We start from the raw sequence: 11,866 nt of genomic DNA on the forward strand, positions 1-11,866 counted from the left end.
CGCTGGCATGGATGACGTCGAAATGCATCCAATCGATGGATAAAACTTACTTTGCCGGCGGTCCCAAGCCAGGGGGCACTCAGCGGCGATTAGCCACCTACGGGTACGGGCACGGCGCCCACGCGTCCGGCGCCCGCATAAACGTTCAGCGAAGTGCCGCGGCTGAACCCGGCCAGCGTGATGCCGCTGGCCTCGGCCAGTTCGACAGCCAGGCTCGACGGCGCGCTTACCGCGGCCAGAACCGGAATGCCGGCCAGGGCCGCCTTCTGCACCAGTTCGAACGACGCCCGCCCGGAGACCTGGAGCACGGTGCCGCGCAGTGGCAGCATGCCTTCGCGGAGGGCCCAGCCGACCACCTTGTCCACGGCGTTGTGGCGCCCCACGTCCTCCCGCACGCACAGCAGTTCGGCGGAGCCGTCGTCGGCGATCCGGAACAGACCGGCAGCGTGCACGCCGCCGGTGACGTCGAAGACGGCCTGGGCTTCCCGCAGCCGGTCCGGAAGGGACGCGAGAGTGGTGATGGGAACCATCAACGGGTCGCCGGCAGGGCTGAAATGCGAGGACTTGTGCACGGCCTCAATGGAATCCGTGCCGCAGATGCCGCAGGAGCTGGAGGTGAACACGTTTCGCCCGATGTCCGGCCGGACGACGTCGGGCCTCAGCTGGGCTTCCACCACGTTGAATGTCTGGACGCCGTCCTCGTCTTCCCCGGCGCAGAACCGCAGCGAGACGAGCTGTTCGGGGCTCCAGATGATGCCTTCGGAGACGAGGAAGCCCGCCACGAGGTCAAAATCGTTCCCCGGGGTCCGCATGGTGACGGAGAAGGACAGGCTGTCGAGCCGGATTTCCAGCGGCTCCTCGACGGCGAGCACGTCCTCCCGGTAGCGGACCGGGAATTCGAGGGCCTGGGGCGACCCGTCCAGGACGTATTTATGCACCTTGCGGCGCTGTGTGACGCGGCCCATCAGGTACTCCTAACCAACATATCTCCATCATGGCAAGCACTGGGCCGGGTGGCCAGCGCGGGTTCAAAAGCAGGTGCTACCCCAGCAGTTCGCTCCAGTCCACGGGGCCGCCGTTTCCGGCAGGCTTCCGGGCAGGCCGCTTGGGGGCCGGTTTGTCCTTTGCCGCCGCAGGATCCGGAAGGGGCGCGCCCCAGGGAAGGGCGAAGGCCGGAACGAGTTCCCCCAGCTGCACGCCATGCGGCGGGACCACCAGGACACCGTCGGCCGCGGCCAGCCCGCGCATCATTCCCGGGCCGGTGTGCTGTGCCGGGGAGGCCATGCCGTAGAGCAGCCGAAAGGGCATCAGCCGGGTCCGGCCGGGGTCGGGCTCGATTATGGATCCACAGGGTACCTCGGTGACCTGAGGCAGCGTCCGGTGCCCCAGTGCCGCCAGGAGCGGGGCGCCGATGGTTGACAGGGCCATCATGGCGGCCAGCGGATTGCCCGGCAGCCCGATGATGAACCTGCCGTCCGGCAGTTCCGCCAGGACGGCGGGATGGCCTGGCCGCATGGCGATGCCGTCGATGAGCAGACGGCCGCCAAGCTCGGCGACGGAGCGCCGCAGGTGGTCGGTGCCGGACCGGCCGGTGCCGCCTGTGGTGATCACGACGTCGGCGGGCAACGGCTCGGCGGCGGAACGCCCGGGAAGCTGCCCCGCGGCGGCTTCCGCGATGTCCTCCGCCGGTTCGGGGTCCTCGAGCGCGGCAAGCCACTCGGCATAGCTGTCGCCAATTTTTGTTTGGCCGGTGCAGATTCCCCCGAGCATTTCCACGACGCCGGCGAGCTGGGGACCGAAGGTGTCGCGCACTTGCCCGGGCTGCGGGATGCCCGCCGTGATCACCTCGGAGCCGGTGAATACCAGCCGGACAATTGCTTTGCCGACCACCTGGAGGCTGTCGTGGCCGGCGAGGGCCGCCAGCGCCAGGTGGGCGGGGTTGAGCGGCGTGCCGCTCTTGATCAGCACTTCCCCGGCACCGGCTTCCTGCCCGGCCTTCCGGATATGTTCGCCGTTCCGCGGCTCACCGGGCTTGGCGCCGCCGGCAAGCTGCAGGACCGGCAACCCCTCCTCATCGCTGGCGATGGTGCCGCTTTCGCTGCGCAGCACGGCCTTCGCCCCGGGAGGAATCAGTCCGCCCGTGACGATCGGGCTGGCCTGGTGGGGTGCCAGCCGTTGGCCGGGTTCCGCGAGGATCCAGGGTCCGCTGCCGTTGACCGCCCAGCCGTCCATGGCGGAGGAGGCATAGTGCGGCAGGTCCACGAGTGCTTCCACATCGGCGGCAAGCGTCCGCCCCAGGGCCTCGCGCAGGGCGACGGGGGCAGCGGGAACGGGAGTCGCGCAGTCGAAGGCAAGCTGCCAGGCCTCCTGCCAGGTGTGCGCGAGGTGCCGGTGCGGCGCATCGGGTTCCGCGCCGGATGCAGGCTCAACCCCGGCGGCAGCTGCGCCGCCGTGAGGGGGTGCAGGTGTCATGCCCCGGAGGCTTCGGTGGCCGCGTAGTCCGTGGCGAGTTTGCGGGCCACGCCCATCGCTGCGTGCATGGAAACGGCATCCGTGGCCTGCCCGGAGCCCGAGGCCAGGCCGGCCGCGAAACCGGCGATGAAGGTCGTCAGTGGAGCGGCCGGGCGCACCACAGAGTGCGCCGCCACCCCGGCGAGGGCCAGGACCTCGTTCACGTCAACCTCGACGTCTTCCAGTTCCAGGGCCTGAAGCAGGGCACGGCACCAGTCTTCCAGCGTTTCATCCTGGGTTTTCACCGTTTGCCTCCAAGGTCGAATTCAGCTGGGGAGTCCCGGGCCGGCTGCCGGACTGGCGGCCGCGGTCATGGCCGTCGCTGCCACTCCCGCCGGGCGGGCGGGTCACCCCTAATGCGGACGCATCGTCCCAAGTATCCACATCATCGGTGGACCCCTTGGGGACGCTGACCTCCCGCACCTCCAGCCTAGCAAGAAGGGAGAACACCGAAGCGTTTTCAAGCGTGCCGCGCTGGGCGGCCTCGGCAATGCGTCGTTGTAGCGCGGCTGTGCCATATAGGCCCACCAGGGGCTGCCGGCGCCCGTCAGCGGACACTGCCACCAGCCCGTCCACCGGGGGACCTTCCGCAGCCGCCTCCAGCAACACCCGGACGGCGGCGCCCGCCCGTGGCATGTCGCAGGCCAGGACCAGGGTGTACGGGGCGGGAACTCGGCGGTGGGGTTCCCGGCCGCGGTCCTGCGCCAGCGCGGACAGCCCTGCGGCGATGGCCGCGGCGGGTCCGGCGTACGGCGGCTCCTCCCGGCAGCTCCGAACACCCTCAGGCAGCACCCCCGGGTCGGGCCCCACGACGGCGGTTGCCGCCGCGGCACGGGCGGCCAGCAGGGCGCGCTCAAGGAGGGTAGCGCCGTCGTGCATCAGCCCGGACTTGGCGACGCCGCCCAGACGGGAGGACCTCCCGCCGGACAGAATGACAGCATCAAATTCCACCCGCCCAGCCTAACGCGGCCGGGGGATATCCCGGACCACAGGAAGGGGCCTGCCTCAGGCCGCGGATTCCGGCAGCAGGAAAGGGTCCCAGGCCGGCGTCGGCTTCTCAAGTTCCTTGATCTGCCAGGTTGTTCCCCGTGGCGGCGCAGGGGTGAAGCTGAGCTTCCACCCCATTTCCCCCGGAGTGTGGTCACCCTTGGCGTTGTTGCACCTCAGGCAGGCAGCGACGAGATTCTCCCAGGAATCCGCGCCGCCCCTGGATTTGGGCTGGACATGATCGATGGTGTGGGCAGCTTTGCCGCAGTAGGCACAGCGTTGTCCGTCCCGGCGGAGCACACCCCGGCGGCTGACCGCCGTTACGGTGTTGTACCGGGGCCTGATGTAGCGATTCAACAGAATCACCGAGGGACGGCCCAGGACGTCCTGCGGTCCGACGACAGGATCGTCGCCTTCCGCAACGACGCTGGCCTTCCCGGTCAGCACAAGGACGAGCGCCCGGCGGAAGGTCACAACCGCCAGCGGTTCATATCCAGCATTCAGAACGAGAGTGCGCATCCGCATACCTCTTCACGGCCGCACCCGCCAGGGGCACGAGGGCCGGCTGCCCTCTGCATGGTCGGGCTATGGATCGACAAAACAAGAGTAAACACTGAGGTGCCGTTTCACCGAATTTTTTTGCCCGCCGCGGGCTGTGCCGTCTGAGGTTCACGCTCCGGCAACACAAAGGACCCCCGCCATTTGGCGGGGGTCCTTTGTGTTGCTAGCCGCTTAGGTCTTAGCGGCCGACGCGGATGAACACCGGGCCGGAGCCGACGTTGACGGTCTGCAGGGACGTGGTCCCGCCGTTCCAGCCACCGTGGACGGCCATGCCGTTGCCGACGTAAACAGCGATGTGGGCCATGCCCGAGCCACCGTTTGCGTAGTACGCAAGGTCGCCGGGGAGTGCCTCGGCGGCGCTTACGGTGCGGCCCAGGGACAGGTATCCTGCCGGCCAGCCGTGGTAGTTGATGCCCGCAGCAGCCAGCGCGTTCGTGGCAAGTGCGGTGCAGTCCTGGCTGATGCCGATCTGGGCGTACGCAGCCGCGGCGATCGTGGCGCCCATGCCGCTGGCAACGGCCAGAGCCGGGGTGGCGGCAGTGGAGGCGGTAGCGCCGGCGTTCGTGCCTGCGGCCGGGACGGCGGCGGGGGTTTCCTGCACCTTGACGACGGGCTTCGGGGCCTCGACGACGGGGGCCGGTGACGTGGTGACAGCCGGCTTCTCGTAGGAGATCGCGATGGTCGAAGCAGCCGAGATGGTCGCCGGGGAGGCTGACTGGACTTCGAGCGTGGAAGCGGAGGTGGAGTCGCGCTGGATATTGGTCTCAGCAGCGTTGGCTGCGATACCGCTGGTCAGGACGAGGCCGGAAGCAGCTGCGATAACTGCAGCCTGGCGACCCATGCCGCCGGCGTTGTCGCCGACAGCTTTGGCAATGACGGCCAGCGAGTTGGTCTTGGTGACCTCGGCGCGGTGCCGTGCGTTTGCACGAGTAGTCATTAAGTTCTCTCTTTCGTGATCCTGGGTCCGCGCTTTTCAGGCGCGGGCTGAGGACGCTCCGGCATCTTGGGGGTACGCCGGATCGCCCCGAAATGGGTTACTTAGCGAAGGGTGTACTGCGAAGACGCGCCAAAAGCGGGAACTGCGTGCAGGTGCTTGGCCTGCGGGCCGGTCTCAGCAGAGCTTGAGACGGCGGCATGGAATCCGTTCCGGGCACCAAAAAGGGCGGTACGGACATTGGATTCCAGCGGGCTCGTTAGAGCCGCGCAAGCGCGGTGACGCGCAGCATTGTGGCGTGAAGACACGAAAGTAGCCTCTCCCAATGCCTGCGAGGTGAGCTGTCGGATTCGGATGGGAGTCACCCGGCCGCGCTGCTTCCTGGGAAGCTTTGCGACTTAACCCCAAGGTCTTCTTGCGAAGACCAAAATTGGTTCCCCCGCCCCTGCCAGACGATGTCATGCGAACGGACCTTGAGCGGTGGCAGAGCTAGGCAATCCACTCAAGAGCGCCAACTTCGGAAAAGTTGGCGTAGGTCAAACGGTACAGCAGTTGGGCCGCAATGTCACATTCAGATCACGGCATGTCACAAGAATGCGAGAGTGCCCCATCAGCTTTGTTAAAGCCAGCCGGTCGGGTCAACGACTTCGCCGTTGACCATGACCTCAAAGTGAAGGTGGCAGCCCGTCGAGGCGCCGGTGGTTCCACTCATTGCCACGACGTCGCCGCGGGAGACCTTCTGGCCAACCTTGACGCTGGCCGAGGACAGGTGGTTGTAGGTGGTCTCCAGGCCGTTGCCGTGGTCGATCACCACCCGGTTTCCGCCGCCGTAGGGATGCCATCCGTTGAAAGTAACGGTGCCGCTGGCGGCCGCATGGACGGCCGTGCCGCACTGGGCAGAGTAGTCCTGGCCACGGTGGAACTCCCCGGCGCCGCCGGTGATGGGGCTGACGCGGTAGCCGAAGGGCGACGCGGTGTTCATCACGTCCAGGGGTGCCCCGAGGGTGCCGGCGGAGGCCGCCCGGGTGATCGAGCCGACGGATTGGGCGCTCAGCAACTGCTTGAGCTTTCCGTCCGGGTCTCCCTGGGTGGTGACCGCGGTGCGGTTGAAGTCGATCTTGGCCTCGGCGGCGGTGACGTCCGGTTGGACGGCAGCCGAAATGGATCCAGAGGCGGATGCGGCGTCCGTGGCCATGACAGGTCCCGTGGCGGGAACGGTGACAGTGAGGACCAGTCCCGTGGCGGCCAGGGCGATGCCGGCCTTTTGCCCAACGCCGCTTGCGGCGGCAAAGTCTGTTACCTGGCGGAACGGACTGCGGCGGCCCCTGCGTTCATCACGGTGCGCGTCACGCGGGCGGTCTGCCAGGACGGCGACGGCCGGACGCGGCTCCGGAGCGGGACCGGAAGCACGGCGGCGGCCCTTGGCGGTCTGGATGGTCAAGAACGGTTCCTCTCTGGAGAGCCTGCGGGGTTAGCTGTCGGATTCGGGTCAGAGAGATCAAAGACCCGGCCCGCCGTAGCAAGCACCCAGGCACAGAGGCATCCAAAGGAGCCCTCGGTGGAGCGTGCTTGCCGCTGACGGACTTCACCCCAAGGCTGTTGAACAGCCGGAAGTGGTTCCCCCGCCCCTGCCAGAAAGGTGACTCTGGGACTGATCCGCTGGCAGAGCTCGGCTCGGATCAGATAACGCTTTGGTATCGGTACTGGCTTTCAACTATAGGCGATGAAGCCGTCGAGAGATAAATCCGTTATCGACTCTGTGCACAACTCATGGGTCGTCCCATGAGCGGATGACTAGCGCCGGTTAGTTGACGGTAACAAAGACGTGGGCAGCAACCTCGGGCGGGAGTTCCAGTGCACCTTCGATATCCGGCACCCGCACCGAGATGTACTCCCCCACCCGCTCCAGTGACACCGAAGCGCCGGGGCGGATGCCGCCTTCGTCGAGCTGGACCAGCAGTTCCGGTTCGACCTGGATGGGTTCGGCGAGCCGGCTGACCCGCACCCGGGAATCCGGCCCGTAGCCGGACATGGCCTCGAGCAGGTTCACAACACCGTCCAGGGGCGGCTGGGAGGGCAGGCCCCCAAGTTCGGCGAGGCCGGGAATCGGGTTGCCGTAGGGCGAGACGGTGGGGTGGTTGAGCAGTTCGAAGATCCGCCGCTCCACCCGCTCGCTCATGACATGTTCCCAGCGGCAGGCTTCCTCATGGACGTACGCCCAGTCGAGCCCGATCACATCGGCCAGCAGACGTTCGGCAAGGCGGTGCTTGCGCATGACTTCGATGGCACGTTTCCGGCCGGTTGCGGTCAGTTCAAGGTGCCTGTCGCCCGAAACAACCACCAGCCCGTCGCGCTCCATGCGGCCGATGGTCTGCGAAACAGTCGGACCCGAGTGGCGGAGCCGCTCGGCGATGCGGGCGCGGAGAGCGACAATGTTCTCTTCTTCAAGTTCCAGAATGGTCCGAAGATACATCTCGGTTGTATCGATCAGATCCGTCATTCAGCTCAGCTCCTCGAGCGCCGTCCTTGCGTGATTCCCACCGTACCGCGAGCTGCTGGCGCCCTGGCGGGGTCCGCCGTACGTTCGCAGGACAGCTTAGCCTATTTTGAATTTGTCCGGATAATCTCAATGACCGGACTGTGACGGGCGCTTTTGCCTCGCCTGCCGGGCAGTCAGGCAGAATGAAACGCAAGGCTCCGCTGCAGCCACCCTGCCGGGCCATCTCCTGAGCCGCACCCTAAGTACCTGCCGAAAATTGGAGCCACTGTGAGCGACACCAGCATCACGATTCCCGCAAACCTCCTTCCCAAGGACGGCCGGTTCGGCGCCGGACCCTCCAAGGTCCGCCCGGAACAGCTGGAAGCCCTCGCCGCGGCTTCGAAGCTCCTGGGAACATCCCACCGCCAGGCGCCCGTCAAGAACCTCGTGGGCTCGGTCCGGAACGGGCTCAGCCAGTTCTTCCGGGCGCCCGACGGCTACGAGGTCATCCTCGGAGTCGGCGGATCGACCGCGTTCTGGGACATCGCCAGCTTCGGCCTGGTCGAGAACAAGGCACAGCACCTGTCCTTTGGCGAGTTTGGCTCGAAATTCGCCTCCGCCACCAACAAGGCACCCTTCCTCGCGGACTCCTCCATCATCAAGTCCGAGCCGGGCACCCGGCCGGCAGCGCGGGCCGAAGCCGGCGTCGATGTCTACGCCTGGCCCCAGAACGAGACGTCCACGGGCGTTGCCGCTCCGGTCCAGCGTGTGGCCGGCGCCGACGCGGGCTCCCTCGTCCTGGTGGACGCCACCTCGGCTGCCGGCGGGCTGGACGTCGACGTCGCCGAAGCGGACGTCTACTACTTCGCCCCGCAGAAGAACTTTGCGTCCGACGGCGGCCTGTGGCTTGGCCTGTTCTCCCCCGCAGCGCTGGAGCGGGCGGCACGGATCAAGGCCGGCGGACGCTGGATCCCGGACTTCCTGGACCTTCAGACCGCGATCGACAACTCGCGGCTGAACCAGACCTACAACACCCCCGCGCTGGCCACGCTCGTCACCCTGGACGCCCAGGTGCAATGGCTCAACGCGAACGGCGGACTGGACTTCGCCTCGGCACGGACCGCGGATTCCGCCGGCCGCATTTACCGCTGGGCCGAGGCTTCGGAGTACGCAACCCCGTTTGTGGCGAAGGCTGAGGAACGTTCCAACGTCATCGCGACGATCGACTTCGACGACTCCATCGATGCCGCCGCGATCGCGAAGGTGCTCCGCGCCAACGGCATTGTGGACACCGAGCCGTACCGCAAGCTGGGCCGCAACCAGCTCCGGATCGCGACCTTCGTGGCCATCGAGCCCGACGATGTGTCCGCGCTGCTGGAATGCATCGACTTCGTCGTGGGCGAGCTGAAAAAGTAGCTCCCCGCCCAACACGGTGCGCTGAAACGTCAGCGTTCGACAGCGAGCGTCAGCGTTCGACGGCGTCGTCCGGTCTTAATCCCGGGCGGCGCCGTCCGCGTTGGGGCCGTCGGCGCTCCGGGGCCCGGCGGACACAACGCGGAAGTGGCGCAGCCCGCGGGCGCGGCGGTCGAACCGGATCCGCAGTTGCCTGGCCCGGACGATCCACACCAGCCCGATCAGGGCCGCGATCAGGCCGGAGGCCGCCGCGACGCTCAGGGACCAGCGGGGACCGGCGACGTTTGCGACCCAGCCCACGAACGGCGCCCCGATGGGGGTGCCGCCCATGAAGATCGCCATATAGAGCGCCATCACCCGGCCACGCATCACGGGGTCGGTGGTCGTCTGGACGTAGCCGTTGGCGCTCGTCAGCATGGTGATAGCGAAGAGTCCCACCGGAACCAGGGCCACACCGAACCAGAAGTAGTTGGGGGCCAGCGCGGCGATCCCCGCGGTCACGCCGAAGGCTCCGGCGGCCCCGAAGATGATCCGCAGCCTGGGCCTTTGGCGTCCGGCGGACAGCAGGGCGCCGGCGACGGAGCCAATGGCCATAATGGAATTCATCAGGCCGAAGGCGCTGGCGTCCAGGCCGAATTCCGTGCCGACCATGGCCGCGATGAACAGCACAAAGTTCAGTCCCAGGGTGCCCACGATAAAGACCGCAACCAGCACCACCACGATGTCGGGCCGGAACCGCACGTAACGCAGGCCCTCCCGGATCCGTCCCTTGCCGGCCGACGCCCGGGGCAGCTGGCGCAGCGATGCCGAGGGAATCCGCCACAGGCTCAGCAGCAGGGCCACGAAGGTCAGGGTGTTGATCAGGAAGACCCAGCCGGGCCCAACAGCGACCGTGAGGACGCCGGCGACGGCGGGCCCGATCATCCGGGCCACATTGAAGGAGGCGCTGTTGAGCGCCACCGCGTTGGGAAGGTAATCGTCGCGGACCAGTTCGGAGACGAACGTCTGGCGCACCGGGGCATCGAGGGCGGAGACAACACCGAGCAGCAGGGCGAAACCGTAGACATGCCACAGTTGCGCGGCCCCGGAAATCACGAGGACGCCCAGGGCAGCGCTCAGCACCGCCATCGCCGACTGGGTCAGGACGAGCAGCTGCTTGCGGTTGAAACGGTCCGCCACCAGCCCGGCCACGGGGGCGAGGAAGAGTTGGGGCCCGAGTTGCAGGGCCATGGTGATGCCCATGGCGCTGGCGTCGTGTTCGGTCAGGTGGTCAAAGACCAGCCAGTCCTGGGCAGTGCGCTGCATCCAGGTCCCGATGTTGGAAATGATCGCCCCGATGAACCAGATCCGGTAGTTCAGGATGTGCAGGGACTTGAAGGTGGACATCATGTCCAGCCCTCACAGTGCAGCGCCCCGGATGGTTCCAACCGCTAGTCAGCCTGCGCTGCGGGCAGCCCGCCGGCCGGACCGTCGTCAGAGGCTTCGTCGTCTTCTGGGTCTTCGTCGTCCTCGGAGTCTTCGTCGTCTTCCGGGTCGTCGTCGTCTTCAGAGTCGTCGTCAACATCGTCGGCGTCGTATTCGTCGCCGGCCCCGTCCGCGTTGCCGTCGGCGTCGTCCGAATCGTCTTCCGGCGCCTCGCCGGCAGCGAATTCCGGCGCCTCGCCGGCCGCGAAGCCGGCGTCGAAATTGTCCCCGGCGTCCCCGGTGACCTCGGCATCCGGCAGGGGTGCCGGGCTTGCGGCTTCCGCGAGTTCATCCTCGCCCTGTTCATCGCCGGGACGGACCCGTTCGGCCCACGGGACCCATTCGGGCGCCAGGATCGAATCCTCGGAGGGCAGCAGGCCCAGCTCGTCGACCGTAACGACCTTGGAGCGCGAGTTGCGCGTGAGCACGGCGTACCACGTCCACCCGCCGTAGCCGGCCAGCTTCGATTCGAACAGGTGCGTGACCAGGCGGTCGCCTTCGCTCTTGGCAGCCAGGTGCCTGCCGATCTGCTCGGCCGGGGCGATGCCCTCCAGGGCGGCACGGGCGACGTCGACGGCGGCGGCCAGGAACGCGTCGGGCTTGCCGGTGCGCCAGACGGGGACGCCGGCGCGGGGCTTGGAGCCCTCTTTCGCCCCGGCTTTCTTGTCCCCGGAGCTCCGGGATGAGGTCTGATCAGTTTCCGGAGTCATCGCCGGGACCTACGCGTCCAGCTCGTCGGCAACCTTACGCAGGGCGACGGCGATCGCCTTGCCCTTGTTGCCTTCCGGGTATTTGCCCGCAGACAGCGTGCCGGACAAGTTGTCCAGAACGGAAACGAGGTCCTGCACCAGCGGGGCAAGGTCTTTCGCGCTGGGCCGCTTGGCTTTGGCGATGGAGGGCGTCTTGTCCAGCACCCGCAGGCCCAGGGCCTGGGCGCCCTTGCGGCCGTCGGCCACGCCGAATTCGACCCGGGTGCCGGCCTTGAGCTCGGTTATGCCCTCGGGCAGCGCGGACTTGGGCAGGAAGACTTCCTGACCGTCCTCGCCTGCGAGGAATCCGAAGCCCTTTTCCTTGTCATACCACTTGACCTTGCCGGTAGGCACGTAATCAACCCTCTTCGTTCTGCTGGTGACACGGCCGGCGGCCACCGCATCCGCATGGATATGCGGGTTCAGGGTATGGCTGCCTGGACCGTATTGGTCTGTTCCTTCAAGGTTATCCTGCCTGGCCTACTTTGGCCGTTTGGGGCGCGGGACAAGCCGGGCTGTTAGCGTTAGCTCCATGACTCCACTGCGTTTCCGGCGGCCACTGTTGATCGTCGCGGCCGCCGCCGCCGTCCTGTCGCTCGCGGCCGTCGGCGTCGTGATGGCGATGGCCTTCAATAACGCCGTGTCGCCCGTCTGGATCACCTCCACTGCCCTGTACGGGCTTCCCCTGGCTTTCCTGCTGATGCTCCTGCTCATTGTTGACGGAATTGCAGCACGGCGGCGGACCCAACGGCCAGACGAAAGGTAGCG

Annotated in this window: 12 protein-coding genes, 1 pseudogene and 2 riboswitches; of the genes and pseudogenes, 2 read left to right on the forward strand and 11 right to left on the reverse strand. The window is 67.2% G+C overall.

All coding sequences use genetic code 11. From position 1 onward, the window contains the following. Positions 1-89: 89 nt before the first annotated feature. From fdhD to QCD75_RS00510, 8 genes are all read right to left on the reverse strand, one after another. The gene (gene fdhD / locus QCD75_RS00475; protein WP_301224601.1) at positions 90-965 is read right to left on the reverse strand and encodes a formate dehydrogenase accessory sulfurtransferase FdhD; all 876 of its coding nucleotides are present in this window, start codon (positions 963-965) and stop codon (positions 90-92) included. A 76-nt stretch (positions 966-1,041) separates the two neighbouring features. Further along, positions 1,042-2,472, reverse strand: coding sequence for a molybdopterin molybdotransferase MoeA (locus QCD75_RS00480; RefSeq protein WP_301224602.1), 1,431 nt, complete (start codon positions 2,470-2,472; stop codon positions 1,042-1,044). Then, positions 2,469-2,756, reverse strand: a complete 288-nt coding sequence (locus tag QCD75_RS00485) for a DUF6457 domain-containing protein (protein ID WP_301224603.1) — start codon at positions 2,754-2,756, stop codon at positions 2,469-2,471. Before QCD75_RS00485 ends, QCD75_RS00480 begins: the two co-directional genes overlap by 4 nt. Next, positions 2,740-3,462 (reverse strand): molybdenum cofactor guanylyltransferase, encoded by a 723-nt coding sequence (gene mobA / locus QCD75_RS00490; protein WP_301224605.1) that lies wholly within the window; start codon positions 3,460-3,462, stop codon positions 2,740-2,742. Before mobA ends, QCD75_RS00485 begins: the two co-directional genes overlap by 17 nt. A 54-nt stretch (positions 3,463-3,516) precedes the next feature. Next, positions 3,517-4,017: an HNH endonuclease gene (locus tag QCD75_RS00495; RefSeq protein WP_226758613.1), complete on the reverse strand. Its 501-nt coding sequence runs from the start codon at positions 4,015-4,017 to the stop codon at positions 3,517-3,519. 220 nt (positions 4,018-4,237) lie between these two features. Next, complete coding sequence (locus QCD75_RS00500; protein WP_301224609.1) at positions 4,238-4,996, reverse strand: NlpC/P60 family protein; 759 nt, start codon at positions 4,994-4,996, stop codon at positions 4,238-4,240. 309 nt (positions 4,997-5,305) lie between these two features. Continuing rightward, positions 5,306-5,464: riboswitch (cyclic di-AMP (ydaO/yuaA leader) on the reverse strand. A 148-nt stretch (positions 5,465-5,612) separates the two neighbouring features. Then, positions 5,613-6,428: a M23 family metallopeptidase gene (locus tag QCD75_RS00505; protein ID WP_441005420.1), complete on the reverse strand. Its 816-nt coding sequence runs from the start codon at positions 6,426-6,428 to the stop codon at positions 5,613-5,615. 10 nt (positions 6,429-6,438) lie between these two features. Continuing rightward, positions 6,439-6,648: riboswitch (cyclic di-AMP (ydaO/yuaA leader) on the reverse strand. A 149-nt stretch (positions 6,649-6,797) separates the two neighbouring features. Then, positions 6,798-7,493, reverse strand: a complete 696-nt coding sequence (locus QCD75_RS00510) for a metal-dependent transcriptional regulator (RefSeq protein ID WP_301224613.1) — start codon at positions 7,491-7,493, stop codon at positions 6,798-6,800. 267 nt (positions 7,494-7,760) lie between these two features. Between QCD75_RS00510 and serC the strand changes: the two genes are divergently transcribed. Continuing rightward, positions 7,761-8,888 carry a phosphoserine transaminase gene (gene serC / locus QCD75_RS00515; RefSeq protein ID WP_301224615.1) on the forward strand — a complete coding sequence of 376 codons (1,128 nt, stop codon included), beginning with the start codon at positions 7,761-7,763 and terminating at the stop codon, positions 8,886-8,888. Between the two features lie 75 nt (positions 8,889-8,963). Here the strand turns inward: serC and QCD75_RS00520 are convergent, their stop codons facing one another. The 3 genes and pseudogenes from QCD75_RS00520 to QCD75_RS00530 form a co-directional block, all read right to left on the reverse strand. Next, the gene (locus tag QCD75_RS00520) at positions 8,964-10,271 is read right to left on the reverse strand and encodes an MFS transporter (RefSeq protein ID WP_301224762.1); all 1,308 of its coding nucleotides are present in this window, start codon (positions 10,269-10,271) and stop codon (positions 8,964-8,966) included. 379 nt (positions 10,272-10,650) lie between these two features. Continuing rightward, positions 10,651-11,059, reverse strand: a pseudogene (locus QCD75_RS00525) (DUF3027 domain-containing protein); the annotation flags it as partial. A gap of 9 nt (positions 11,060-11,068) precedes the next feature. Beyond that, a complete protein-coding gene (locus tag QCD75_RS00530; RefSeq protein WP_301224617.1) occupies positions 11,069-11,452 on the reverse strand; it encodes a cold-shock protein in 384 nt (127 codons plus the stop codon). 178 nt (positions 11,453-11,630) lie between these two features. Between QCD75_RS00530 and QCD75_RS00535 the strand changes: the two genes are divergently transcribed. Continuing rightward, positions 11,631-11,864: a hypothetical protein gene (locus tag QCD75_RS00535; protein ID WP_301224619.1), complete on the forward strand. Its 234-nt coding sequence runs from the start codon at positions 11,631-11,633 to the stop codon at positions 11,862-11,864. Positions 11,865-11,866 lie beyond the last annotated feature (2 nt).

Origin of the sequence: Arthrobacter sp. PsM3, assembly GCF_030433895.1 — a bacterium.
Lineage (GTDB): Bacteria > Actinomycetota > Actinomycetes > Actinomycetales > Micrococcaceae > Arthrobacter.

Coding starts and splice junctions, on each gene's coding strand:
- QCD75_RS00535 (WP_301224619.1), top strand. CDS start 11,631: ATGACTCCACTGCGTTTCCGGCGGCCACTGTTGATCGTCGCGGCCGCC.
- QCD75_RS00500 (WP_301224609.1), bottom strand. CDS start 4,996: ATGACTACTCGTGCAAACGCACGGCACCGCGCCGAGGTCACCAAGACC.
- QCD75_RS00510 (WP_301224613.1), bottom strand. CDS start 7,493: ATGACGGATCTGATCGATACAACCGAGATGTATCTTCGGACCATTCTG.
- QCD75_RS00495 (WP_226758613.1), bottom strand. CDS start 4,017: ATGCGCACTCTCGTTCTGAATGCTGGATATGAACCGCTGGCGGTTGTG.
- QCD75_RS00520 (WP_301224762.1), bottom strand. CDS start 10,271: ATGTCCACCTTCAAGTCCCTGCACATCCTGAACTACCGGATCTGGTTC.
- fdhD (WP_301224601.1), bottom strand. CDS start 965: ATGGGCCGCGTCACACAGCGCCGCAAGGTGCATAAATACGTCCTGGAC.
- QCD75_RS00480 (WP_301224602.1), bottom strand. CDS start 2,472: ATGACACCTGCACCCCCTCACGGCGGCGCAGCTGCCGCCGGGGTTGAG.